The 26,357-nt window shown below is 70.6% G+C and carries 17 protein-coding genes; 5 read left to right on the top strand and 12 right to left on the bottom strand.

Going from position 1 to position 26,357, the window contains the following annotated elements:
* Nucleotides 1-66 precede the first annotated feature (66 nt).
* Nucleotides 67-1,257, top strand: a complete 1,191-nt coding sequence (locus tag J7E89_RS18395) for a cytochrome P450 (RefSeq protein ID WP_214974807.1) — start codon at nt 67-69, stop codon at nt 1,255-1,257.
* A 70-nt stretch (nt 1,258-1,327) separates the two neighbouring features.
* Here J7E89_RS18395 and J7E89_RS18390 read toward each other — a convergent pair whose 3' ends face one another.
* The 6 genes from J7E89_RS18390 to J7E89_RS18365 form a co-directional block, all read right to left on the bottom strand.
* Entirely contained in the window at nt 1,328-2,506 is a 1,179-nt protein-coding gene (locus tag J7E89_RS18390) for a YncE family protein (RefSeq protein ID WP_214974806.1), read from the bottom strand.
* Entirely contained in the window at nt 2,503-3,291 is a 789-nt protein-coding gene (locus J7E89_RS18385) for a polysaccharide deacetylase family protein (protein ID WP_214974805.1), read from the bottom strand. Before J7E89_RS18385 ends, J7E89_RS18390 begins: the two co-directional genes overlap by 4 nt.
* Nucleotides 3,292-3,693: 402 nt before the next feature.
* Nucleotides 3,694-4,209 (bottom strand): ATP-binding protein, encoded by a 516-nt coding sequence (locus J7E89_RS18380; RefSeq protein WP_251060727.1) that lies wholly within the window; start codon nt 4,207-4,209, stop codon nt 3,694-3,696.
* A 258-nt stretch (nt 4,210-4,467) separates the two neighbouring features.
* Nucleotides 4,468-5,235 (bottom strand): enoyl-CoA hydratase/isomerase family protein, encoded by a 768-nt coding sequence (locus J7E89_RS18375; protein ID WP_214974804.1) that lies wholly within the window; start codon nt 5,233-5,235, stop codon nt 4,468-4,470.
* A gap of 80 nt (nt 5,236-5,315) precedes the next feature.
* The gene (locus J7E89_RS18370; protein WP_214974802.1) at nt 5,316-6,578 is read right to left on the bottom strand and encodes an Ig-like domain-containing protein; all 1,263 of its coding nucleotides are present in this window, start codon (nt 6,576-6,578) and stop codon (nt 5,316-5,318) included.
* Between the two features lie 160 nt (nt 6,579-6,738).
* The gene (locus tag J7E89_RS18365) at nt 6,739-7,938 is read right to left on the bottom strand and encodes an Ig-like domain-containing protein (protein WP_308315517.1); all 1,200 of its coding nucleotides are present in this window, start codon (nt 7,936-7,938) and stop codon (nt 6,739-6,741) included.
* 166 nt (nt 7,939-8,104) lie between these two features.
* Here J7E89_RS18365 and glgX point away from each other — a divergent pair, with 166 nt between their 5' ends.
* The 4 genes from glgX to J7E89_RS18345 all read left to right on the top strand — a co-directional run bounded on the left by glgX (nt 8,105) and on the right by J7E89_RS18345 (nt 16,522).
* Complete coding sequence (glgX, locus tag J7E89_RS18360) at nt 8,105-10,396, top strand: glycogen debranching protein GlgX (RefSeq protein WP_214974798.1); 2,292 nt, start codon at nt 8,105-8,107, stop codon at nt 10,394-10,396.
* 43 nt (nt 10,397-10,439) lie between these two features.
* Nucleotides 10,440-12,260, top strand: a complete 1,821-nt coding sequence (locus J7E89_RS18355; RefSeq protein WP_214974796.1) for an ABC transporter ATP-binding protein — start codon at nt 10,440-10,442, stop codon at nt 12,258-12,260.
* Nucleotides 12,257-14,206: an ABC transporter ATP-binding protein gene (locus tag J7E89_RS18350; protein ID WP_214974794.1), complete on the top strand. Its 1,950-nt coding sequence runs from the start codon at nt 12,257-12,259 to the stop codon at nt 14,204-14,206. Before J7E89_RS18355 ends, J7E89_RS18350 begins: the two co-directional genes overlap by 4 nt.
* Nucleotides 14,207-14,494: 288 nt before the next feature.
* Nucleotides 14,495-16,522, top strand: coding sequence for a M4 family metallopeptidase (locus J7E89_RS18345; protein WP_214974792.1), 2,028 nt, complete (start codon nt 14,495-14,497; stop codon nt 16,520-16,522).
* A gap of 119 nt (nt 16,523-16,641) precedes the next feature.
* Here J7E89_RS18345 and glgP read toward each other — a convergent pair whose 3' ends face one another.
* The 6 genes from glgP to J7E89_RS18315 form a co-directional block, all read right to left on the bottom strand.
* On the bottom strand, nt 16,642-19,287 hold the full coding sequence (gene glgP, locus J7E89_RS18340) for an alpha-glucan family phosphorylase (RefSeq protein WP_214974790.1): 2,646 nt from the start codon (nt 19,285-19,287) through the stop codon (nt 16,642-16,644).
* Nucleotides 19,288-19,425: 138 nt separating this feature from the next.
* Entirely contained in the window at nt 19,426-20,712 is a 1,287-nt protein-coding gene (locus J7E89_RS18335; protein ID WP_214974788.1) for an FAD-dependent monooxygenase, read from the bottom strand.
* A gap of 37 nt (nt 20,713-20,749) precedes the next feature.
* Nucleotides 20,750-21,931: a monodechloroaminopyrrolnitrin synthase PrnB family protein gene (locus tag J7E89_RS18330; protein ID WP_214974786.1), complete on the bottom strand. Its 1,182-nt coding sequence runs from the start codon at nt 21,929-21,931 to the stop codon at nt 20,750-20,752.
* 300 nt (nt 21,932-22,231) lie between these two features.
* Nucleotides 22,232-23,656 (bottom strand): MFS transporter, encoded by a 1,425-nt coding sequence (locus J7E89_RS18325; RefSeq protein WP_308315516.1) that lies wholly within the window; start codon nt 23,654-23,656, stop codon nt 22,232-22,234.
* Nucleotides 23,653-25,131, bottom strand: coding sequence for a 4-hydroxyphenylacetate 3-hydroxylase family protein (locus J7E89_RS18320; RefSeq protein WP_251060725.1), 1,479 nt, complete (start codon nt 25,129-25,131; stop codon nt 23,653-23,655). Before J7E89_RS18320 ends, J7E89_RS18325 begins: the two co-directional genes overlap by 4 nt.
* Nucleotides 25,132-25,404: 273 nt before the next feature.
* Entirely contained in the window at nt 25,405-26,355 is a 951-nt protein-coding gene (locus J7E89_RS18315) for an AraC family transcriptional regulator (RefSeq protein WP_214974782.1), read from the bottom strand.
* Nucleotides 26,356-26,357 lie beyond the last annotated feature (2 nt).

Genomic DNA, 26,357 nt, shown 5'->3' with positions numbered 1-26,357 from the left:
ATCGTCAGCGCTCTGCCCATGCCTATGCCGTCGTAAAGCTCGATGCCTACGGAAGGACTGCGGACGATGACCGACAAGCTGCTTGAATTCCCCCTCTCCCGACGGGGCGACGTACTGCCCGAAGAGTGTTCCTGGCTCCGGGAGCAGCAGCCTGTGGCCCGGGTGCGCACCCTCACCGGTGACAGCGCCTGGCTGGTGAGCAGCTACCCGCTGGCCAAACAGGTGCTGGAGGACGAGCGGTTCAGCCTCAAGGACACAGCCAACCCCGGCGTGCCGCGGCAGTACGCGCTGACCATCCCGCCCGAGGTGGTCAACAACATGGGCAACATCAACAGCGCCGGGCTGCGCGGTGCGGTGATGAAGGCGCTCAACCCGCCTGCGGGCGGGGCGCTGGACGGCTGGCTGCGCGTCACGGCGGATCGGCTCATCGACGACCTGATGGCCTGGGGGCCGCCGGTGGACCTGCGGGCAGGGTTCGCCGACCCCTTCTCGGCGGCGCTGCACTGCAAGGTTCTCGGGGTGCCGTTCGAGGACTGGCCGCGGCTCATGTCGAGCCTGGACATCGCGTTCATGACCAGCGCGCACCCCTTCGAGGGCTCGAAGCTCAACTGGTACAAGGACGTCGGCTACATGGTGGAGCGGCTGAACGCTCCGGCGTCCGAACGCTCGGGGCTGCTCGGTGAGCTGGCGGCGCTGCGCGAAGACGCCGAGTCGGCGCATCTGACGGACGAGATGCTCGCCACCGTCGCCGCCTCGCTGTTCGGCGCGGGTGCGGTCTCGACCTCCGCCTTCCTGGTACTGGCGGTGCTCGCGCTGCTCCAGCGGCCGGAGCTGATCGGGTATCTGCGCAACCATCCCGACCGGATGGGCCGGGCCGTCGACGAACTGTTGCGCTGGAATCTGTCGATCGGAGACGGCCTGCCGCGGGTCGCGCTCGCCGACGTACAGCTCGGTGACGTGCTCGTACGCAAGGGAGACCTGGTCCTGGTCCTCGTCGAGGGCGCCAACTTCGACCCGGAGGTCTTCGAGGACCCCGAGACACTGAACCTGAACCGCGAACACAACCCGCATCTGGCCTTCGGCGGCGGCCGGCACTTCTGCCCGGCGTCGGCTTTGGGGCGCGCGCACGCGGAAACGGCGCTGGCGGCGCTGGTGGACCGGATGCCACGGCTGGGTCTCGCGGTCCCGGCGGAGCAACTGGTGTGGCGCACGGGCTTCATCAAGCGCTTGCCGGAGCGGCTGCCGGTGCTCTGGTAGGCGGCCGGGAGCAGGTAACCGGCGCCTGTGCCCCGGACCCCGATCCTCGAACGCCGCAGCGGCTGGAAGGTCAGCGGAAGATGCCGGTGTGGCCCAGCGAGTAGCGGCCCGGCTGCGGGTAGACCGCCAAACCGTGCGGGCCGCCGCCGACCGGGATGCGGGCGAGCTGCTTGCCGGTGGTGGTGTCGATCGCGTACACCTCCGAGTCGTAGCGCCCGGACAGCCACAGCACCTTGCCGTCCGCCGAGACACCGCCCATGTCGGGGCTTCCGCCGTCCGGCAGGTGCCACTTCTTCGTCAGCTTGTTCTTCCCGAAGTCGAAGACGGAGACGGAGCCCTCGCCCCGGTTGGATACGTACATCTCCTTGGAGTCGCGCGAGACGTACAGGCCGTGGCAGCCCTTGCCCGTCGGCAGCAGCTTGGGGGTGGTGAACTTCGCGCCGTCCAGGACCCACATGCCGTGCGCCATCATGTCGGCGATGTAGATCGTCTTGCCGTCGGGTGAGATCTTCACGTCCTGCGGCATCGCACCCTCGAACGGAAGCTTCTGCTGGCCGACGACCTTCATCTTCTCGGTGTCGACCTTCAGCAGCTCGCCGGAGAACTCGCAGGAGACGACGAAGTACCGTCCGTCGGTGGAGAAGTCGGCGTGGTTCACGCCCGCGCAGCTCACCGGCACGGTCTTGACGCGGTCCATGGTGTGCGGATCGCGGAAGACCAGTTCGCGGTCCATCGACGCCATGACGACGGCGTACTTGCCGTTGGGCGTGAAGTAGAGGTTGTACGGGTCGTGCACCTCCACCGGCTTGCCCACCTTGCCCGTGGCGGGGTTGATCGGGGTGAGGGTGTGGCCGCGGTTGTTGTTGACCCACAGGGTCTTCATGTCCCAGGACGGGACGACGTGCTGCGGCTGGACGCCCACCGGGATCGTCTCGATGACCTTGTATGTCTTGGGGTCGATCACCGACACGGTGTTGGAGTTGGTGTTGGGGACGTAGACGCGCGACGGAAAGTTCTTGACGACCGGTGACAGCTGGTTCGGCCGGTCCGCGGCGTACACGTCCTTGGTGTCGAGCACCGGCGGCATCCCCGGCAGTCCGGGCGGCGCGGTCTTCTTCACGCTGGCGGGCGGGGCGACGTCCTTGGTGCCGCGGTCCCCGGCCGGGCCCGCGGGGTCGGCGCAGCCCGCGAGGGCCGCCAGGAGGGCGCCGGCGAGCAGCGCGGTCGTTCGTCGAATCATCGTCGTCATCGGGTCAGCAGCTCCGTGGTCGTCACCGCGCGCAGGCCGCGGCGGTCGAGTTCGTCGAGGAGGGCGGGCAGGGCGGTGATCGTGTCCGCGTAGCCGAGGTGCAGGCTCACCACGGATCCGTTGCGGATTTCCCCGGCGATTTTCCGGGTGACGGCCGGGGCGCCGGGCGAGGTGAAGTCGAGCGAGTCGACGTCGTACGAGAGGACGTGCGGATAGCCCGCCCGGCGTGCCAGCCGCTGCACGAGCGGGGTGGCGTACTGGGTGCGCGATGGGCGGAACCAGGTGCCGATGGAGCCGGTGAGCCGGCGCAGCCGGTCCGCGCAGCCGCTGATCTCGGCGTACGCCTCCCGCTCCCCCATGGCCGAGATGGTGAGGTGGCGCTGGGTGTGGTTGCCGAGGTCGTGGCCGCCGTCGAGGATCCGGCGGGCGAGCGCCGGATGAGCGTCGAGCCAGCTGCCGACCGCGAGGACGGTGAGGCGGGCGCCGGCCCGCTCGGCCTCGGCGAGCACGGCCTCCGCGATGGCCGGGTCGCCCTGGCCGTGGAACGTGAGGGCGACCCGGGGGCGGTCGCGCGGGCCGTGGGTGACCTGGACGGGCAGGCCGGCAAAGCGGTGGGGGGCGGGGGCGGGGCGCGGTGCCGTGGGCGGTACAGGGGGCGAGGGTACGGGGGCGGGTGACCCGGCGCCCGCGCCGCAGCCGGTGGCGGGCGTTCCCGCGACGGCCACCGCCGCTCCCGCTCCGGCGCGCAGCACACTACGGCGGCATGTCAGTGTCACGCGCCCCATTTAAGGGGTAATGCGAGCAAAAGCTAACGATTGAGCCAATTTGGGGCCTAGCGGGTCGCCACACGCGAGCCGCCCCACACCCCCTCCAGGTATGGATTCACCCACTTGAGCCCATACTTATGCGAGCATTACCAGGTGAAGTGGCTCAGCTCACCTGCGATTCATTTCGAGAATGCCCAATCTTGTGCGGTTTTGCCCCAATGGGGGCCTTTGGCGCCGTGCTCACCTGTCTGCCATAGTCGGTGCCACGACCCCCATTGACCCGGGCCAGGTCGTCACCAAAGCGGCCGTGGATCACACCCCCCTCGTTCCACGGCGCTCCACAAAAGCCCCCGAAGAGCCGCACCCCGGCCGCAGGGGGCTTTTGTGTACCCGTCAGCTCGTACGCGTCAGCTCGTACGGTCAGCGCTCGACGGCACGGTCGCAGACCCGCATCTCGAACCAGGTGGTCTTGCCGCGCGGCAGCAGATCCACGCCCCACCGGTCGGAGAGCTTGTCGACGAGGAAGAGCCCTCGGCCACTGGTGTCGAGTTCGCGCACCGGCATCAGGCAGGGCAGGCCGCGCGACGGGTCGCGCACTTCGATCCTTATCCAGCCCCTGCGGCGCAGCATGCGCAGCCCGAAGACGCGGGCGCCGGTGTGCCGCACGGCGTTGCCCACGAGCTCCGAGACGAGCAGCACCGCGTACTCCGCGGTCTGCGGGGAGAGCCCCCACTGGCGGAACACCACGCAGTGCGTGAGCCGCCGCGCTGTGGCCGCCGACTCCGGACGGGAGGGCAGCCGGACTTCTTCATCCGTCGGATTCCCGAACAACTCCACCGCCCTGAACGCCTGTTCGTCCTCTACGGCCGGCGTCCACCGCGCGGCAGTCGCGCTGCCGCGCGGCCGCGGTTGCTCCACACCATCCAGCCCCGCCATGCCCCCATCATGGCCGCCCGCGAGGCCGTCCGGGGCCGTTCCGGGGGATTCGATTCCCCGCAACGACCCCGCCCGGGGGTGCCGGTTGACATATGCCAGTGGCAGCCAAGTGCCCGCCGCACCCCACATGACCTGCGGTGACATAGCGCGTACGACTGATCACCGAACGCGTTGCACAAGGCGCCCTTCAGGCTGCGTTAAAGCTGCGTTAATCCGCCCGGGAGGAGTACTCACCAACTTGCACCAACTTGCCGCGCGTCACAGGAACTTGGCCTTGCCGGGCCCCTCCTCGACGAAGCTGCGCATGCCTCGCTCCCGGTCCTCGGTGGCGAACAGTCCCGCGAACCAGTTGCGTTCGATGGTGAGCCCGGTGTCCACGTCCGTCTCCAGCCCCGCGTCGACGCACTCCTTGGCCGCCCGCAGCGCCATCGCGGGACCCTGCGCGAGCTTCGCGGCCCAGGCGTGCGCCTGCTCGTACACCTCGGCGGCCGGCACGACCCGGTCGACCAGGCCGATCGCCAACGCCTCGTCGGCGCGCACCTGCCGCCCGGTGAAGATCAGGTCCTTGGCCTTGGAGGGGCCGACCAGCCGCGCGAGCCGCTGCGTGCCGCCCGCGCCGGGGATCAGGCCGAGCAGGATCTCGGGCTGGCCGAGCTTGGCGTTGTCGCCGGCGATACGGAAATCGGCGCACAGGGCGAGCTCGCAGCCGCCGCCCAGCGCGTAGCCGGTGACCGCGGCGACGACGGGCTTCGGGATGCGGGCGACCGCGGTGAACGAGTCCTGGAGGGCCTTGGAGCGTACGACCATCGCCGCATGGTCCATCACCTGCATCTCCTTGATGTCCGCGCCGGCCGCGAACACCTTCTCGCCGCCGTAGATGACCACGGCGCGCACGTCGTCGCGCCGGGTCGCCTCCTCGGCGAGCTCGCGCAGCCGGTCCTGGGTCGCGATGTCCAGTGCGTTCATCGGGGGGCGTGCCAGGCGGATGGTGCCGACGCCCTCGGAGACTTCGAGATTCACAGTCATACGAGCGAGGTTAGCCCCCGTTAACGACAACGGGCCCGGTGCTGTGAACAACAGCACCAGGCCCGTACGTACAGCGTGTGTTACTTCTTCCACTCCGACCAGGACATGTTCCAGCCGTTGAGGCCGTTGTCCGGCTGGATCTGCTTGTCGTGGGAGTTCTTCACGACGACCACGTCACCGAGGATCGAGCTGTTGAAGAACCAGGCGGCCGGGGCCTGCTTGTCCCATCCGCCCCGCACGTCCCGCAGACCCACGCAACCGTGGCTGACGTTGGCCGACCCGAAGGTTCCCGCGCCCGCCCAGTAGTTGCCGTGGATGAAGGTGCCCGAGGTGGACAGGCGCATCGCGTGCGGCACGTCCTTGATGTCGTACTCGCCGCCGAAGCCCACCGTGGCGCCGTTCATGCGCGTCACCGCGTACTTCTCGCTGATGACCATCTGGCCGTTGTACGTCGTCGTCGACGGGGCGCCCGCGGTGATCGGGATGGTCTTGAAGACCTTGCCGTCGCGCTTGATCGTCATCTTGTGCGCAGCGGCGTCCACGACGCTGACCTGGCTGCGGCCGACCGTGAACTTCACGGTCTTCGTCTGCTTGCCGTACACGCCGGGCCGGCCCTCGACGCCGTCGAGGTTCAGCTTCAGCGTCACCTTGGTCCCTGCGGCCCAGTACTTCTCGGGGCGGAAGTCGAGGCGGTCGTTGCCGAACCAGTGGCCCTCGACCGGCACCGACGGCTCGGCCGTGACCTTGACCGCCTTCTCGACGTCCTCGGGCGCGGTGATGCCCCGGCTGAAACGCAGCGAGACGGGCATTCCGACGCCGACCGTCGAGCCGTCCTCGGGCGTGAAGTAGCTGACGAAGGTGTTCTTCGGTACGAGCGTCGTGAAGGTGGTGTCCTTCGCGGACTCACGGCCCTCGGAGTCCTTCGCGATCGCGTGGACCTTGTACTTGGTGGCGGCGCCGAGGTGGTGCGTCGGCTCCCAGGCGGTGCCGCCCGCGGTGATCTTTCCCTCGACCTCGTTGCCCTTGGTGTCCTCGACCGTGACGGACGTCAGCTTGCCCTTGTCCGCGCGAATCTTCAGAGCACCGCTCGTGGCGACGTTCTTCGCCTCGTCCTTGGGCGCGATCGTCACCACGGCCTGCGACGCCTTGGTGTCGGCGGCCTTCCCCGCCCCGTCCTTCTCGCCCTTGCCGTCACCACCGCCGGAGTCACCGCTTCCGCCGCACGCCGTGACGAACAGCAGCATCGCCCCCAGCAGCAGAGCCAGCAGTCCCGGGCCCCCGCGCCGAGATCCGCGCCCCCGCCGCGCTCCGGCCGATGTCCCCGATATCGGCTGCCTTTTCACTTTTTGTTCTCCCCTCGCACGGCCTGGCCTCAGCCATGGCCCGCACCCCCTCGCGCAGCAACCGCGCGCCTGGTGAATGGTAATCACACCGGCCGCGTCCCGGGATCCCGGTATATGTCACCGTTCAGTTCCAAGTAGCTGTGAGAGGGGGGAGGGAGAATCACTTCATCGCGGAACCGGCCTTCCAGCGGTTCCAGTCCATGTTCCAGCCGCCGAGGCCGTTGTCGGGAGCGACCTTCCGGTCGCGGGAGTTCACCACTTCCACCACATCCCCGATGAGCGTGCGGTCGAAGAACCAGCCGCCCGGGGTGTCCGGACTCCCACCCTTCACATCGCGCAGCCCGATGCATCCGTGGCTCGTGTTGACCGATCCGAACGTCTTCGACGGGGCCCAGTAGTTGCCGTGCAGGAAGGTCCCCGAAGCCGTCAGCCGCATCGCGTGCGGGACGTCCGGGATGTCGTACTCGCCGCCGAAGCCGACGGTCCTGCCGTCCATCCGGGTGACGTCGTACAGCTCGGTGACGACCATTTTTCCGTTGTACGTCGTGCTCTTCGGCGCCCCCGCGCTGACCGGCACGCTCACCGGCTTCTCGCCGTCGCGCCGAACCACCATGGTGTGCGCCTCCGCGTCCACCGTGGACACCTGAGAGCGGCCGACCGTGAAGCCGACGGCTTTGTGCTGGATGCCGAACACGCCGGGCGCCGCCTCGACGTCGCGCAGCCGCAGGTCGACGCTGACGCGGGTGCCCGGCTTCCAGTAGTCGCGCGGCCTGAAGTCCAGGCGCTGGCTGCCGAACCAGTGGCCCGACACCTCCACCGGCGGCTGCGAGGTGACCTTGATGGCACGTTCGACGGCGGCGCGGTTGACGACGGCACGGTTGAAGGAGAAGGAAACGATCATTCCGGTGCCGACGGTGGACCGGTTCTCCGGCTTGAAGTAGCCGATGAACCGGTGCTCGGGGACCACCGTCGTGAACGAGGTGTGCCGGGCGGAGCGCCGCCCGTGTCCGTCGAGGGCGACCGCGTGGACCGTGTACTTCGCGGCGAGCCGCAGCGGTCCGGCGTCCGGCCGCCAGCTCAGCCCGTCGTCCGCGATCCGGCCGGTGACCTCGTGCTGGTCGGCGTCCTCGACCCGTACGACCTGAACCCGCTCCAGCCGTCCATCAGGGACCTTCACCTCGATACGGCCGTCGGCCCGGATTCCCGTCGCGCCGTTCCCGGGAACGATCCGGATGTGGTCCTTGGGCGAACGCGGCTTCCCGCCGAACAGCGCATCGCCGTCGGCCGTGCATCCCGCGAGCCCGGCGATCAGTCCCGCCCCTGCCAGTAGGGCGGCCAGCGCCGCCCGTGCGCGTCTCACTGCGTCTCTCACGCCCGGCCCAACGACCGCCCCCCTCCAGGGGAAACGTGAGTACGAGCCCCGTTACGGGAAGAACAGGTGGGAGGACCACGCGAGGGGGCCACGGCCGGGACGCCGTACGGCCTCAAGGATCCGCCGGTCCCAACGAGCCGCGGGAGGCTTACAGGTGTCCAGCGCAGCCGAGCAGGAGGCAGTACAGGAGGCGGTGCCGGCAGCGGTGCCCGAGGCGGTGAGCGAGCGCCGCCCCGCGGCCGCCCCGGCCGCGGTGAACGGGCGGCGCCCAGGGCACGACCCGGGCAGACCACACGTGTGGCCGGGCTCGCCGACTCCGCTCGGGGCGCGCTTTCGCGTCCGCCCCGACGGTGTCGCGGGCACCAATTTCGCGCTGTGGGCAGGCGGGGCCGAGGCTGTCGAGGTGTGCCTCTTCGACGAGGACGGCAACGAGACGCGCTGCCCGCTGACCGAGCTGACCCACGAGATCTGGCACGGCTTCGTACCGGGCGTACGGGCGGGGCAGCGCTACGGCTTCCGTGTGCACGGCCGCTGGGACCCGTGGACCGGCGCCCGCTGGAACCACGCGAAGCTGCTGCTCGATCCGTACGCACGGGCCGTCGACGGCGACTTCACACTCCCGGCGGAGGTGTACGGGCACGTCAGGGACTGGCCGCAGCAGAACGTCGCGGACACCGTGCGCGACGACCGGGACTCGGCGCCGTTCGTCCCCAAGGGCGTGGTGGTGCACGACGACGCGCCCGACGACGACTGGGTGGACGACCGGCGGCCCAAGACGCCGTGGGCGGACTCCGTCATCTACGAGCTGCATGTGCGCGGCTTCACCAAGCTGCACCCGGGCATTCCCGAGGAGCTGCGCGGTACGTACGCCGGACTGGGTCACCCGGCGGCGATCGAGCATCTCCAGCGGCTGGGGGTGACGGCGGTCGAGCTGCTGCCGGTGCACCAGTTCGCCCACGAGGACCACCTGCTGCGGCGCGGCCTGCGCAATTACTGGGGCTACAACTCCATCGGCTATTTCGCGCCGCACGCCGCCTACGCGGCCTCGGGGACGGCCGGGCCGCAGGTCGGCGAGTTCAAGGAGATGGTGCGGGCCCTGCACGCGGCCGGCATCGAGGTCATTCTCGACGTGGTCTACAACCACACGGCGGAGGCGGGCGAGCTCGGGCCCACGCTGTCGCTGCGCGGCATCGACAACCGCGGCTACTACCGGCTCCAGAACGACGCCAGGCGGTACGCCGACTACACGGGCTGCGGGAACACCCTGCACGTCGTACAGCCGAACGTCCTGCGGCTGATCACCGACTCGCTCAGGTACTGGGTCACCGAAATGGGTGTCGACGGCTTCCGCTTCGACCTGGCGGCGGCGCTCGCGCGCTCGATGCACGACGTCGACATGCTGTCGCCCTTTCTCGCGGTGATCGCGCAGGATCCGGTGCTGCGGCGGGTGAAGCTGATCGCCGAGCCGTGGGACGTGGGGAACGGCGGTTACCAGGTGGGCGCCTTTCCCCCGCTCTGGACGGAGTGGAACGACCGCTACCGGGACGCAGTACGGGACTTCTGGCGGGGCGCGCTGCCGGACGTCCGTGACCTGGGGTACCGGCTGTCGGGGTCGAGCGACTTGTACGCGTGGGGCGGCCGTCGCCCGTACGCCTCCGTCAACTTCGTCACCGCGCACGACGGCTTCACGCTGCGGGACCTCGTGTCGTACCACCAGAAGCACAACGCGGCGAACGGGGAGGGCAACCGGGACGGGACGAACGACAACCGGTCGTGGAACTGCGGCGCGGAGGGGGAGACCGAGGACGCCGGGGTGAACGCCCTGCGCCGGCGGCAGCTTCGGAACCTGGTGACGACGCTGCTGCTGTCGACGGGCGTGCCGATGCTGGTCGCGGGCGACGAGATGGGGCGTACGCAGGGCGGCAACAACAACGCGTACTGCCAGGACAACGAGGTCAGCTGGATCGACTGGTCGCTGCTTGAGGACCGCGGCCGGCGGGAGCTCTTCGAGCTGACGTCCCGTCTGCTGGCCCTGCGGCACGCGCATCCGGTGCTGCGCCGGCGTGCGTTCTTCTCGGGGCGGGCGCAGGCGGCGGACGGGCTGCGCGACCTGGCGTGGTTCACCCCGCGCGGCAAGGAGATGACGCAGGAGGACTGGTACGCCCCGGCCTCGACCGTGGGCTTCTACCTGTCCGGCCGCGACATCCCGGGACGCGACGCGCGCGGAGCGAAGATCACGGACGACAGCTTTCTCGCCGTACTGCACGCGGGGGACAGTCCGGTGAGTTTCGTGCTGCCGGGGCCGCCGTGGGCGCGGACGTACGAACTGGTCGTGGACACGTCGCTGGAGAGCCAGGAAACGGCGCCGGGGGCGGTGCACCTGGGGGGCGGGGCAATCACTGTGCCGGCGAGATCGGTGCTTCTGCTGAAGGCGGGTGCGGCGTAAATTCGCTGAGCGCTGTCAGTGGTGAACCGTACGCTCGATCCTGATGACCGGAACGGATGCTCCCACTGCTCCCACTGCTTCCGCCAAGGACCGATCGGCCGTACGTTCGCTGCTGCGCCTGTGGCCGTACGTGCGCCCGGTGCGGGCACGGCTGGCCTGCGCGGCGTTTGTCGCGGTGCTGGCCTCCTGCCTCGGCCTGGTCATCCCGCTCGTCCTGAAGTGGATCGTGGACGGCCCGGTCGCGGACCGGGACCCGGGCGGGGTGTGGCTCGGCGCGCTGTACCTGCTGCTGCTCGGGCTCACCGAGGCGGCGCTCTTCGGGCTGCGGCGGTGGCTGGTGGCGCGGCCGCTGGCCGGGGTGGAGGCGGCGATGCGGGGCGATCTGTACCGGCATCTGCAGCGGCTGCCGGTGGCTTTCCACGACCGGTGGCCGTCGGGGCAGTTACTTTCGCGCGGGACGACGGATCTGATGCTGCTGCGGATGTTCCTGGCGTTTCCGCTGACGTTCCTGCTGGTCAACGGGGTGACGATCCTGGTCGGGTTCGTCATCCTGCTGCAACAGCAGTGGTCGTTGGGGCTGGTGCTGCTGGCGCCCGTGATTCCGCTGGTGGTGCTGTGCTTTGCCTTCGAGTCGAAGTACGCACTGGTCGCGCGGCGGTCCCAGGACCAGGTCGGCGATCTGACGACGGTCGTCGAGGAGAGCGTGCTCGGTATCCGCGTCATCAAGGGGTTCGGCCGGCACCGCAGTCAGGCGCAGGCCTTCCGTGAGCTGTCGCTGACGCTGCGGGGCACGGAGCTGACGAAGGCCCGGCTGCTGGCGGGCATCTGGGCCGTGATCACGGCTTTGCCGGAACTGGCGATCGGCACGGCGCTGGTGCTCGGCACGGTGCAGGTCGCCGACGGCGATCTGTCGGCGGGCACGCTGGTGGCATTCCTGTCGACGGCGCTGGCTCTGCGCTGGCCGGTGGAGTCGATCGGCTTCCTGCTCGCGATCAGCCAGGACGCGGCGACGGCGACCGAGCGGTACTTCGAGGTGATGGACGCGCGGGAGGAGACGGAGGGGGGCGCGCACGTGCTCACGGCGGCTCCGGGCGGGGACGGGATCGTCTTCGAGGGGGTCGAGTTCCGATACCCCGACGCGTCCCCCGGAACTCCGCCCGTCCTGGCCCACATCGATCTGCACGTACGGCCGGGCGAGACGATGGCCCTCGTCGGAGCCACCGGCAGCGGCAAGACGACGCTCACCACGCTCGTACCGAGGCTGCACGAAGTGACGGGCGGGCGGATCACGCTCGACGGGCAGGACATCACGGCGATACCGCGCGAGCGGCTGCGGGAGCTGGTGTCCGTCGCCTTCGAGGAGCCGACGCTCTTCTCGGCGAGTGTCGGCGAGAACGTCCTGATGGGCGCGGGCGGCGGCGCGGACGAAGCCGACCTGGACCGGGCCCTGGACACCGCGCAGGCCGGCTTCGTACACCAACTGCCGCAGGGCACGGCCACGCAGGTCGGCGAGCAGGGCCTGAGCCTGTCAGGCGGTCAGCGGCAACGGCTCGCGCTGGCCAGGGCGGTGGTGGGCAGGCCGCGCTTCCTCGTGCTCGACGATCCGCTGTCGGCGCTCGACGTGCATACGGAGGCACTGGTGGAGGCGGCACTGCGGCGCGTCCTGGCGGACACGACCGCGCTCGTCGTCGCGCACCGTCCGTCCACCGTGCTGCTCGCCGACCGGGTGGCGCTGCTCTCCGCCGGCCGCATCACAGCCGTCGGCACCCACCACGAACTGCTGCACAGCAGCGCCGAGTACGCATGGCTGATGTCCGGAACGTCCGACGGCCCGGCCGACGGCGAAAAGGGAGCCGAGGCATGACCACCACCGCGAACGGCCAGCCGAACTCCGACAACGCGGCCGGGGCCGAGCGGCCCGCCAGGCGCACGGATGAGGCCCGGGCCGGGGCAAAAGCCGGGGGCGCGGTCGGTGTCGGGGCGGAAGCTGGAGGTGGGGTTGGGGGTGCGGAGCGGGGTGGGGATCCCTTTGACCGGGATGCGTTGCCCGCGCCCGAAGGGGCGACGGGGGTGCTGCTGCGGTCGTTGTTGCGGCCCCGGCGGGTCAGGGTCGGTGTCGCCACGCTCATCCTGCTGCTCCAGCAGGCGGCGGTGCAGGCGGGGCCGCTGCTCGTCGCGTACGCCATCGACCGCGGCGTGCCGGCCCTGCGGCGCGACGACTTCGGGCCGCTGGTCGTTGTCGCGGCCGGCTATGTGCTGTGCTCGGTCGGCGGGGGCCTGCTCCATTACGCCTTCATCCGGCTCTCCGCCCACGTCAACCAGGACGTACTCCTCGATCTGCGCGGCAGGATCTTCCGGCACGCGCAGGCTCTGAGTGTCGACTTCCACGAGCGGTATACGTCCGGGCGGCTGATCTCCCGGTCGACGACCGACGTGGAGTCGCTGCGGCAGCTGCTCAGCGAGGGTCTGCAGGAGCTGATCGGGGTCATCCTGTCGAGTGTCTACATCTGCGCGCTGCTGCTGTACCTCGACGCGGGTATCGGCGGGCTGGCGGTGCTGTCGTTCGTACCGCTGTATCTGCTCATCCGGCGCTACCGGGCCCGCGTCTCCGTCGTCTTCAGCAAGCGGTCGACAGCGATCGCCGCCGTCATCGTGAAGTTCGCGGAGACGATGAACGGCATCCGGCCGGTACGGGCGTTCCGGCGCGAGCGGGCGAACGACGCCGAGTTCCGCGTGCTCAACCACCGCCACGAGCGGACGAACGGCGACGGCCTGCTGGAGATGGCCCAGTACGTCGTCGGCTCCCGGCTGGTCGCCAACACGGCGGTCGCCGGCATGGTCCTGTGGGGCGCCTACCAGGTAGCCGACGGCACGCTGGAGCTCGGCGTCCTCGCCGCCTCCGTGCTCTACCTGCGGCGGCTCTACGACCCGATCGACCGGCTCGGGATGTTCCTCAACTCCTACCAGTCGGCGGCCGCTTCCCTGGAGAAGATCGCGGGCCTGCTCGCCCAGACCCCGACCGTCCGCGAACCGGCCGAGCCGCGTGAACTGCCCGCCCTCGGGAACGGCGGACCGGGCCGCGAGGTCGTCTTCGACGACGTCAGCTTCGCCTACCGCACCGGCGGCGAAGTCCTGCCGCGCTTCAGCCTGACGCTGCCCGCCGGCCAGACCGTCGCCGTCGTCGGCTCGACGGGCGCGGGCAAGTCGACCCTCGCCAAGCTGCTGGCCCGCTTCTACGACCCGACCGGGGGCCGCGTCCTCCTCGACGGCACCGACCTGCGCGATCTCGCCGTGCCCGAACTGCGACGCGGGGTGGTGATGGTGACCCAGGAGGCGTTCCTGTTCTCCGGTACGGTCGCCGACAACATCGCCATCGGCCGCCCCGACGCCGCCCGTGAGGACATCGAGCAGGCGGCGAAGGCGATCGGCGCACACGACTTCATCAGCGGTCTGCCGCAGGGGTACGACACGGACGTACGCAAGCGGGGCGGGCGCATCTCGGCGGGCCAGCGGCAGCTGGTCGCCTTCGCCCGCGCGCTGCTGGCCGACCCGGCGGTCCTGATCCTCGACGAGGCGACGTCGTCCCTGGACGTCCCTGGCGAGCGGGCGGTGCAGCGCGCGATGGACACGGTGCTGCGCGGGCGTACGGCCGTGGTGATCGCGCACCGGCTGTCGACGGTGGGGATCGCCGACCGGGTGCTGGTCATGGAGCACGGCCGCATCGTCGAGGACGGCTCCCCCACCGAACTCATCGGCGGTACGGGCCACTTCGCCGGCCTGCACCGCGCCTGGCGCGACAGCCTGGCCTGATGCCGCGCTCCGGCACTCGTGGCACGGCCAACTGAAACCCGTGGCCTCGGTTCATGGCCGGTTCCGGGCGCCGTACGGCCTCGTGGTTAACAGGCCGCGAAGCGTCCGGTTAACGAACATGACTATTCGGGCAACGGACGAATTCCGGCCAACTTCTTGACGCGGTCCTGACAGCGGGTGCTCACCCCTGTCACTCTTCCCCCGTTCCGCGCTTCACCTTGCTCCGCACGGCTCTGCCCGGGCAGCCCACCCAAGCTGCCCGCCACCCCCCTTGCAGAAGGAGTTCGCGTGAGATCCACGCCCAGACGACGTGCCACCGCGACCGGCGCGCTGCTCACAGCCGCAGCACTGCTCACCGTCGGCGTACAGGCCGGCACCGCATCGGCCGACGATCCCCAGGCCGCCGCCCCGAAGACCGCCGCAGCGGGGAAGACCGACCCCGGCGCCCTGCCCGCGAAGCTCTCCCCCGCCCAGCGTGCGGAGTTGATACGCGAGGCCAACGCCACCAAGGCGGCCACCGCCAAGGACCTCGGGCTCGGCGCCAAGGAAAGGCTCGCCGTACGCGACGTCGTCCAGGACCGCGACGGGACCACCCACACGCGGTACGAGCGCACCTACGACGGACTCCCGGTCCTCGGCGGCGACCTGATCGTCGCCGAGACCAAGGCCGGCAAGACCGAGGGCGTGACCAAGGCATCCAAGGCCCAGCTCAAGTCCATCGACATGAGCGCCGAAGTGGCTCCGGCCGTCGCCGAGAAGCAGGCGCTGGGCGCCGCGAAGGCCGAGGGGTCGAAGAAGACCGAGGCGGACCGGGCCCCGCGCAAGGTGGTGTGGATGGGGCAGGGCAAGCCCACACTCGCGTACGAGACGGTCGTCGGCGGCCTGCAGCACGACGGCACCCCGAACGAACTGCACGTCGTCACCGACGCCTCCACTGGCAAGAAGATCTTCGAGTGGCAGGCCATTCACAACGGCACCGGCAACACCCAGTACAGCGGTCAGGTGACGGTGGGCTCCGCCCCGTCGTACACACTGACCGACACCGGGCGCGGCAACCACAAGACGTACAACCTGAACAGGGGTACGTCGGGCACCGGCACCCTCTTCTCGGGCCCGGACGACGTCTGGGGCGACGGCACCCCGCAGAACCTGGAGACCGCGGGTGCGGACGCGGCGTACGGGGCCGGCCTGACGTGGGACTACTTCAAGAACGTGCACGGGCGTACCGGTATCCGCGGTGACGGCGTCGGAGCGTACTCCCGGGTCCACTACGGCAACGCGTACGTCAACGCCTTCTGGTCGGACTCCTGCTTCTGCATGACGTACGGCGACGGGGCCGCCAACGCCAAGCCGCTCACCTCGATCGACGTCGCCGCGCACGAGATGACGCACGGCGTCACCTCCAACACCGCGGGACTGGTGTACAGCGGCGAGTCGGGCGGCCTCAACGAGGCGACCTCCGACATCTTCGCCGCCGCCGTCGAGTTCAACGCCAACAACCCCAAGGACCTCGGCGACTACCTGGTCGGCGAGAAGATCGACATCCGGGGCAACGGCACGCCGCTGCGCTACATGGACAAGCCGAGCCGGGACGGCTCGTCGAAGGACGCCTGGTACTCGGGCATCGGCAGCATCGATGTCCACTACTCGTCCGGTCCGGCGAACCACTGGTTCTACCTGCTCTCCGAGGGCAGCGGACCGAAGACCGTCAACGGCGTCAGCTACGACTCGCCGACCTCCGACGGCCTGCCGGTGACCGGCATCGGCCGCGAGAAGGCCGCGCAGATCTGGTTCAAGGCGCTGACGACGAAGTTCGGCTCGTCGACCAACTACGCGGGCGCGCGCACCGGCACGCTCGCGGTCGCCGGTGAGCTGTACGGCACCACCAGCGCGGAGTACAAGGCCGTGGCGGACGCGTGGGCCGGCGTCAACGTCGGGACGCGTCCCGGCGGCGGCGACCCGGGTACGGGCACGTCGTTCGAGAACACAACCGATGTGGCTATCCCGGACAACGGGGCGGCGGTGACGTCGTCGGTCACCTCGACCAAGACGGGCGCGGCGCCCAGCACCCTCAAGGTCGACGTGAACATCGTCCACACCTGGCGCGGTGACCTGGTCATCGACCTGCTCGCGCCGGACGGTACGGCGTACCGGCTGAAGAACTCCAGCGGGTCGGACTCGGCCGACAACGTCGTCGCGACGTACACGGTCAACGCGTCGTCCGAGACGGCGAACGGGGTGTGGAAGCTCAAGGTCCAGGATGTGGCGGCGCAGGACACCGGCTACATCAACAGCTTCAAGGTGACGTTCCCGTAGTACGACGGGAACGGATCGAGCGGCCCCGGGGGAACCTTCGTTCCCCCGGGGCCGCTCGGCGGGCTAATCCCAGATCCCCGGACGGGCTGAATTCGGCCGCCCGGGGCGGATGGGGCGCGTCAGCGCATCAGTACGCCCGCGCCCTCCCCCGTCGCCTCCGTCGGCAGCGCCGCCAAGCCCAAGTCCGCGCTGTGCGGCAGCAGGCGGTGGGACGGCAGTATCCGGACCGTGTAGCCGAAGGGGCCAGTGCGGTCGAGGGCCAGCGGGCCTTCGTACATCCAGCGGCCCTCCAGGTCCGGGCCGCCCGCCGGTTTCAGCGGGACGGCCTGGGCATCACCGATCGCGTCGTCCGGGTCGACCCGGCCCGCCACCGCCTGCACCTCCACGTCGTCGGGGGTCAGGAGGGAGCCGAGAGCCACGCGTACGCGCAGGCCGAGCGTCGAGCCGAGTTCCGCCGTGCCGTTGACCGGGGTCGCCGCCAGCGCCTCGACGTGGTCGACCCTGACGTGCGGCCACGCGGCGCGCACCTTCGCCTTCCAGTCCGACAGTTCGCGGGCCGCCTCCGGTACCAGCGCCCGGTGCGCCTCGGCGGCCGGGGCGTACAGCCGCTCGACGTACTCCCGCACCATGCGCCCCGCCAGCACCTTCGGGCCGAGCCTGACCAGGGTCTGACGGACCATTTCGATCCAGCGGTCGGGCAGGCCGCCGCGCCCCCGGTCATAGAAGCGCGGCGCGACGCGCTGCTCGATCAGCTCGTAGAGGGCACTGGCCTCCAGCTCGTCCCGGCGGTCCTCGTCCGTCGCCGCGCCGTCGGCGGTCGGGATCGCCCAGCCGAAGTCCGGCTCGAACCACTCGTCCCACCAGCCGTCGAGCACCGAGAGATTGAGGCAGCCGTTGAGGGCGGCCTTCATTCCGCTCGTTCCGCAGGCTTCGAGCGGGCGCAGGGGGTTGTTCAGCCAGACGTCGCAGCCGGGGTAGAGCTTCTTCGCCATGCCCATGCCGTAGTCGGGCAGGAAGACGATCCGGTGGCGTACGCGCGGATCGTCCGCGAACCGCACCAGCTCCTGCACCAGCCGCTTCCCGCCGTCGTCCGCCGGATGCGCCTTGCCCGCCACCACGATCTGGACCGGCCTGGTGGGGTGAAGGAGCATCTCCATCAGGCGGTCGCGGTCGCGCAGCATCAGGGTGAGGCGTTTGTACGAGGGGACGCGGCGCGCGAAGCCGATCGTCAGGACGTCCGGGTCCAGAACCTCGTCGATCCAGCCGAGTTCCGCGTCGCCCGCGCCGCGCTGGCGCCACGATGCGCGCAGGCGCTCCCGTACCTCTTGGACCAGCTGTTCGCGCAGGGTGCGCCGCAGGTCCCAGATGTCGGCGTCGGCGATGTCGGCGACGCTCTCCCACCGGTCGGACCCGCCGAGGGAGCCGACCGACAGGGCGTCCTCGGCGCGGCCCGCACCGATCTGCCGCGCCCCGAGGCGCATGACTTCGGGGGCGACCCAGGTGGGCGCGTGTACGCCGTTGGTGACCGAGGTGATCGGTACTTCCTCGGGGTCGAAGCCGGGCCACAGACCCGAGAACATCTGGCGGCTGACCGCGCCGTGGAGGGTGGAGACGCCGTTGGCGCGCTGGGCGAGCCGCAGGCCCATCACCGCCATGTTGAAGAGGTTCGGCTCGCCGCCCGGGTACGTCTCCATGCCGAGCTGGAGGATGCGCCCGACGTCGACGCCCGGCAGTTCGCCGGAGTCCCCGAAGTGGCGCGCGACGAGTTCGCGGTCGAAGCGGTCGATGCCGGCCGGGACCGGTGTGTGCGTCGTAAAGACGGTTCCGGCACGGACCGACTCCAGAGCCGGGTCGAATTCCACCCCTTCGCCCGCCAGTTCCCGGATCCGCTCCAGACCGAGGAAGCCGGCGTGGCCCTCGTTGGTGTGGAACACCTCGGGGGCCGGATGGCCGGTCAGGCGGCAGTACGAGCGGACGGCCCGCACTCCGCCGATGCCGAGCAGCATCTCCTGGAGCAGCCGGTGCTCGCTGCCGCCGCCGTACAGCCGGTCGGTGACATCGCGCTCCCCCGCGGCGTTCTCCTCGACATCCGAGTCGAGCATCAGCAACGGTACGCGCCCGACCTGCGCCTGCCAGATGTGGGCCCGCAAGGACCGCCCGCCGGGCAGGGTGAGGGATACCTGACTCGGCGTGCCGTCGGGCTCCCGGAGGAGGGAGACGGGGAGTTCGTTCGGGTCCAGGAGGGGATAGTGCTCCTGCTGCCAGCCTTCCCTTGAAAGGCTCTGGCGGAAGTACCCGTGCCGGTAGAGGAGCCCGACACCGATGAGGGGTACGCCCAGGTCACTGGCGGCCTTCAGGTGGTCCCCGGCGAGGATGCCGAGGCCGCCCGAGTACTGGGGTAGAGCCGCTGTGACTCCGAATTCGGGTGAGAAGTAGGCGACGGCGGCGGGCAGTTCCGGCGTCGGTGACTGCGACTGGTACCACCGCCGGCCGCGCAGATAGTCGTCCAGGTCGTCTGCGGCGGCGTTGAGTCTGCGCAGGAAGCGCCGGTCCTGGGCCAGCTCGGCCAGCCGCCCGGCAGGTACGGCCCCGAGCAGCCGTACGGGATCACCCCCAGCGGCTGCCCAGCCTTCGGGGTCCACGGCTTGGAACAGCTCGCGGGTCTCGGTGTGCCAGGACCATCGCAGATTGCGGGCGAGGTCGCTGAGTGGTCGTAGGGGTTCGGGAAGAACGGGGCGCACGGTGAATCGACGAATGGCCTTCACGTGTTCCACCTTCGCAGGGGACATACGAACCGGGTCGGACGCACGGCGGTGTGTGTCCGGCCTTTCCCTGACGAAGGTAGTGCCACGCCGCCCCCCGCAGCCACGGCGCACTGCGGGCGCGGGGGGTCAGCGCGGGGGTCAGCGCAGGGCGTGCACGCCGACGTCGTACGGCGATCCCAGGTTGACGGTGACCGGGTCGAACGCCCCGGTCGCCGCGTACTGGGCGGCGATCGCCGCCAGCTCCTCGGCCGGGATCACGTCGTCGATGTCGGTGAATCCGCCCGGCGCCCGCTCGTGCGCCAGGTTGATGACGACCTCGGGGCCGAGCCGCCGGTTGGCCCGCTGGAGTTCGGTCATGGCGGGCCGGCGCTCGGCCTCGTACGCCGCCAGCGCCTCGGCCGGGTCGGCGTACCGGGCCATGGCGTGGGCGAGGGCGCGGGCGTCGACGATGGACTGCGTCGCGCCGTTCGACCCGATCGGGTACATGGCGTGGGCGGCGTCGCCGATCAGTGTGGTACGGCCGTGGGTCCAGCGCTCCAGGGGGTCGATGTCCACCATGGGGTATTCGAATGCGCGGTCGGCGGCCCGTAGTACGTCCGGGACGCTGACGCCGTCGAACTCCCAGCCCTCGTAGTGGCGCAGGAATTTGCCGACCGGCACCGGCCGGTTCCAGTCACCGCGCGAGGCGTCGTCGATGGACTCGGCGGGCATCGCGAGCGCCCAGTTGACCAGCACTTCCCCGGTCTGCGGGTCCGGTTCGGTCATCGGGTAGACGACGGCCTTCTGCCGGTCGGATCCGGCGATGAACATGAACGTACCGGCCCGCTCGGCGTCCATGCGTGAGATTCCGCGCCACACGAGCATGCCGTTCCACGGCGGCTCGGCACTGCCCGGGTCGAATGCGGTGCGGACGGTGGAGCGGATGCCGTCGGCACCGATCAGTACGTCGGGTTCCAGGGCGGCGTGCGCGCGGGTCCCGCCGTCGCGGTGCTCCAGCTCCACGTGCGCGCGGCCGTCCGCCAGCATGGTCAGCCCGGACACCCGGACGCCGCCGACGATGGCGTCCGCGCCCAGCCGCTCCCGTACCGCCTCGGCCAGCGCCAGTTGCAGGTGGCCGCGGTGGACGGACAGCTGCGGCCAGTGGTAACCGGCCCCGAGACCGCGCGCCTCACGGGAGATCAGGCCGCCGGAGCAGTGGTAGTAGCGCAGCTCGCGGGTGCGTACGGCCTGCCGGTCGAGTACGCCGAGGAGCCCCAGCGCGTCAAGTTCGCGTACGGCGTTGGGCATGATGTTCAGCCCGGCGCCGACCGGCTGGATCTCGCGCGCCGCCTCGACCACGGTGATCCGGCCGAAGCCGGCCGCGTGCAGGCTCAGGGCGGCGGTGAGCCCGGCTATGCCGCCGCCGGCGATCAGGATGTGGGTCATGGGTGGGTAGCCCTTCAGACATTCAGGCGTTTGGCGGTCAGACGTTCGAGGCGACCGGCGTGCGGTGCCGCTCGGTCGTGCGGCGCACCAGGGTCTCGTTGTCCCGCGTCAGGTCGAGCACGGAGCGCAGCAGCTCGATCGGGGCGCCGCCGGAGCCCACGTCGTAGAGCCGCACCTCTTCGCTGTACGCCTTGCGCGCGATGCCGATGTGGCGGGCCCGGAAGGTCTTGAGGATGCGCAGTACGCGGGCGAGGGAGACGGCGGAGGCGGCCAGCTGCGGGGACACCCGGTCCGCGTTCTCCCAGTCGAGGGCGGCGGCCAGTTTGGAGACCGCGGAGGTGCCGCCGCTGTGGACGGCGTAGAAGTCGCGCCAGGACGGCAGGCTGTACTGCACCGATTCGGAGAGGAACCCGTCGTACTGCGGGCAGCTGTGATCGCACTGCCACAGCGTCAGGTCGACCAGCCACAGCGGCACCTGGGCGGCGGCCGGGCCGAGGTAGTCGTGGCCCGCGACGCCGACTTCCTCGAAGTACGGGCGCAGGGTCTGCGCGAAGAAGACCGGCGAGACGTTGGCGACGGTGAAGTCGATGGAGTCGACCATGGACTGGACGTGCTGGGCGGTGCGGTCGAGGGCGACGGCGAATCCCGGATCGTGCGGTTCCAGGCGGGCCAGCGCGGCGCAGGTGTCGAGCGAGGCGGCGAGGCTGGGGAAGACCATGCGGACGGCGTCCTGGAGATTGCCCTCCATCTCCTCACCCGTGTACATCCGCTGGCGTACGCCGGTGGGGTTCCACGTCGTGTAGTGGTGCACGGTGTCGCGCGGCACCATGTCGGTACGTCGCCCCAGCGCCTCCAGCACCGGCAGGGCTTCGGGGACGACGGCGAGCGGCTCCGTGCCGTGCCGTTTGAGCGAGCCGAGGATCATGCCGAGGTCGCGCATGGCGGCGAGCGACTCGACGACGCTCCATCGGGCGAGCGTGTCCGCGTCCGGCAGCAGGGTGCGCAGGGAGACGGTGAGCGCGGGGACGTCGGCGTCGCGGTTCATCGCGGGCAGTGCGGCGAGCAGTGGGTCGGCGGCCAGGGGGTCGGCCTGGCGTATCTCGGATATCCGGTAACGCGGTTCGTTGCGTGCGTCGAGACCGGGCGCGACAAGGTCGGCGGTGTTGCTCAGGTGCCGGAAATCCGGGACGTGCGTGAGGTGCGTGAGGTGCGTGGTCATGGGATGCCCCCCTCGGGCAATGGGATTCGGTGGATGCCATGCGGTGCGGCCGACGGCGTGGGTCCGCCGCGGTGTGGGCGCGGCGGAGGTGTTCGCAGTGCGGTGGTGCGGTCCGTGGTGGCGGCCCCGGATCGATCGCGGCGGCGGTTTGTGGCCGTCCCGTCGCGTGGTGCCGGCTGTCGCCCGGGCGTCCGTACGCAGGGGGTTCAGCCCGTGCCGTACGGCACGCCGCGGCGCGCCGGAGCGCGGCAAGTGCCGCGCGCGGGCGGGCGGCGCCTCACAACGCCGCCCGCCCGGGCCCTACTTCACGGCGTCCCCCACCCGCTCGTGGCTCGCGGGGACCTCGGGCGGCGCGGGGAGGCGCAGCCGCGCGGACAGGAGTGCGGCCACGCCCGCGAAGACCGCGCCGACGAGCAGCGCGGCCCGGAAGCCCGCGGTCTGGGCGGTGGCGGCGGCGCTGGTGGACGTGTCCGTGACCGTGGTGGCGACGGCGACCAGGACGGCGAGGCCGAGCACCGAGCCGAACTGCTGGCTGGTGTTGATGAGCCCGGAGGCGAGCCCTGTCTCCTCGGGCGACGCGTCGGCGGTCGCGGCGACGTTGGTGGTGACCATGACCAGCGGCAGGGCGACGCCGAGCACGAGGCTGGGGGCCAGGACGGTGGTGAAGAAAGTGCCTTCGGCGGCGAGCGCGAGGGCCAGCCAGGCCGTACCGGCGAAGAGCAGCCCGAAGCCGAGCGTCATCGTGGAGCGCAGTCCGAGCCTGGCGATGAGGCGCCCGCTCTGCGGGGCGGTGAGAACGACGACGATCGACAGCGGCAGCAGCCCGAGCCCGCCGACGAGCGGCGAGTAACCGAGCACGCTCTGGAGGTAGAGGCTCACCAGGAAGAACATCGGGAAGAGCGCCATCTGGGCGAGCGCGCTCAGCACATTGGCGAGCCGCAGTGCGGGCCGCCGCAGCACGGCGGGCGGCACCAGCGGCCGCGCGATTTTGCCTTCCAGTACGGCGAAGGAGGCGAGCAGCGCCAGCCCGGCGCCGCCGGCGGCGAGCGTGCGCCCGCTGATCCAGCCCGCTTCGCCGGCGCCGACGAGGGCGTACGCGATCAGGCCGAGCCCGCCGGTGGCGGTGAGCGCGCCGCCGAGGTCGAAGCCGCGCTCGGCGGAGCGCGTACCGCCGTCGAGGAGGCGCAGGGCGAGTACGCCGAGCAGCAGCCCGACGAGCACATTGAGCCAGAAGGTGGAGCGCCAGCCCAGCAGGTCGGTCAGCACCCCGCCGGAGACGGTGCCCAGCACGCCGCCGAGCCCGCCCATCGCGGCGAACGCGCCGAGCGCCTTGTGCCGCCCGGGCCCGTCCGGGAACAGGATCAGCAGCAGGGCGAACGCGGCGGCCGCGGCCAGCGCCGCGCCCACGCCCTGGACGGCGCGGGCGGCGACGAGCGCGCCGGAGCTCTGCGCGAGCCCGCCGACGGCGGAAGCGGCGGCGAGCAGACCGAGACCGGCGACGAACAGCCGCCGGTGGCCGAGCAGGTCGGCGGTACGCCCACCGAGCAGCAGCAGCCCGCCGAAGGTAATGAGGTAGGCGTTGGCCACCCACGACAGTCCCGCCGAGCCCGAGCCCAGATCCTCACCGATCGAGGGCAGCGCGACGTTGATGATCGCGGTGTCCATGATGAGCAGCAGCTGGGTGGAGGCGAGCAGGGCGAGCGCGGCTTTCGGAGAGCGGTTCACAGCGCCGAGCGCTCCTCGCCGCCCGTCCCGCCCGCCCCCAGCGTGTAGCCGTCGAGACATGCCTGCGCGAGCGACTCGCACGCTCCGGTGTCGCCCTCCCATGCCTGCTGCATCAGGTAGATGTGCGGGGCGCCGTGATAGAAGCGCTCGTACTGCTCATGCCGTCCGGCGAACTCCGAACCGAGGGCGTCCCAGGCCAGCTTCAGCAGCTTGATCCGGTCCTCGGCGGGATGCCCGGGCGATCGGATGTACTTCCTTACGAGCGGCCCGAGCTCCGGATGCAGCAGGTCCTCGGCGGAGGCGGGCAGCTGGATGACGCCGCCGCCCGCGAGCATCTTGATCTCCTGCACGGCCTGCGGGTAGAGCTCGCCGGCCATGATGCGCTGCGCGAAGGAGATCTCCTTGCCGGGCTTGACGCCCTGCCCGCCCTCGACGGTCTCGTACGACGCCTCCGCGGCCAGCACAAAGGCCTTGGCCTGGGCGACCTTGCCCATCAGCCGGCCGATGGCCTGGGTGACGGGAGGCAGCTTGTAGGTGTTGTTCGCCTTGGTGATGAGGATGGCGAGACCCGTGAGGAACTCAATCTTGGTCCAGAAGCGGGTCGCCGCCTGGTGCACGAAGTTCACGTACGCCGGGGTCTGCCACCACATCTTGAAGCTCGCGTCGACGTTGCGGTAGGCGAGGACGTTCTCCCACGGCACGAAGACGTCCTCGCAGACGAGCAGGGCGTCGTTCTCGTCGAAGCGGGAGGAGAGCGGGTTGTCGAAGACGCTGCGCGCCTGCGCCTCGTACGACGTACGCGACAGGAACTTCAGCCCCGGGGTGTCGATCGGCACGGAGAAGCAGACGGCGTGCTCGATGTCCTGCGGCGCGAGCGGCTCGATCGTGCCGACGATGACTTCGTTGCCGAAGACGGCGCCGGTGCCGATCATCTTGGCGCCGCGTACGACGATCCCGCCGTCCCGCTCCGCGACGACGCGGACCACCAGGTCGTCCTCCTCCTGCTCGGAGGCGGACTTGGTGCGGTCGATCTGCGGATTCGTGATGGTGAACGTCGGGTAGAGGTCGCCCTCGGCGAGCCGCCGGTGGTAAGCGAGCGCATTGGGCGCTCCGTCGAACGACTCCGTGGTGAAGACCTGCGGGAGCGCGGCGAATCCGGCGGCGCCGCCGGCCATGTAGTCGGGCGTACGGCCCAGGAAGCCGAAGCTGGCTTCGGCCCACACCTTGTAGGCCTGGCGCCGGGCGACCAGGTCCTCGTACGATCGCGGGATCGTGTACGCGCGGTGCACGCCGTCCGAGGTGAGCACGGGTGTGTGCGCCGAGTCGTGCGCGAGGTCGAAGAGGCCGGCGATGGATCCCGCGGTGTTGCGGAAGGCCGGGTGCCGGGTGACGTCTTTGACGCGCTCGCCGTCCAGCCACACCTCTCGGCCGTCTCGCAGCGATTCCAGATAATCCTGACCGGACCTCGTCACCATTTCTCCTCATGCGGAACGGCACTGCCGCTGCCGAGCCTGCCTCGCCGCGCCCGCCCGGGCAATGAACACCCGTCCACCGGTCCTTATGAACCGGCCAGCCGGTGCGACGCGGGCGGCGGGCCCTGCGGGGGCTTTCCCCGACCCGCCACTTCCCGCTGTGACACTTTGCGGCTCCGCCGCGTGAGGGGCGCTGCCCCGGACCCCGCTCCTCAATCGCCGGAGGGGCTCCACAGGAGCCGTCCGGCTATGGCGACCCCGCGCAGCGGCACGCCCTCACGCCAGGCCGGCCGCGATCCGGTACTCCCCCGGCGTCTTCCCGAACCATTTGCGGAACGCAAGGTGGAAGCCCACAGAGCTCTGGTAACCGACCCGCTGCGGCACCGCCGACTGCGCCACCGTCGTCTCCCCCAGCAACCGCGCCGCCTCCTGCATCCGCCGCCCCGTCAGATGCCGCGCCGGCGCGTCCCCGACGAGACTGCGGAAGGCGGCGGTGAAGGCCGACCTCGACATGCCGACCTCCTTGGCCAGGGACTCGATCGTCCACGGCTCCGCGAACCGGGTCGCGATGATCACCATGGCCCTGCTGATGCCGGGGTGGCGAAGCACCGGCAGCGCGGCCGGGTTGTCCGCCAGTTCCCGCAGCAGCGGCCGCAGCGCGAGCACCAGTGCCATCTCGAACGCGCGGAGTGTGATGAGCCGGTCGCCCGGCCCGACGGGCCGGTCCGGGGCCGCGAGCAGGCGCAACGTGTCCCGCAGCAGCGGCTCGGCGGCGACCTGCGGGCCGTCGAGGACCAGGGCCCACGGCAGCGCCTTGTAAAGGCCCGTGGCGGCGCTCGCGTCGTAGTGCAGCCCGGCGCACAGCAGCCGGCTCGCGGGCCCGCTGCCCTCGATCCTGATCTCGCCGGACGTGCCGGGCTGCCGCTCGGGAAGCACGGCCCGCAACGGCACACCCTGCCGGTCCGGCCGGTCGGAGAGCCGGTGCGCGGTCCCGGTCGGGAAGACGGCGAGGTCGCCCGCGTTCAGTTCGAGAGCGGTCTGGCCCTCACCGCTGATCCAGCAGCCGCCCTCGACGATGTAGTGGAGTACGGCGCAACTCTGCTCGGCGTCACCCTCGATCGCCCACGGGGCGTTCACATGCCAGCGGCTGTCGAAAACGCCGGTGAGACGCAAGGGCTTCAGCAGCTCGCTGAGCAGGTCTTCACCATCGTGGCCTGCACGTTCCATGC

The organism is Streptomyces sp. ISL-100, from assembly GCF_018614615.1.
GTDB lineage: Bacteria > Actinomycetota > Actinomycetes > Streptomycetales > Streptomycetaceae > Streptomyces.
This window is presented reverse-complemented; position numbering and strand designations above follow the sequence as displayed.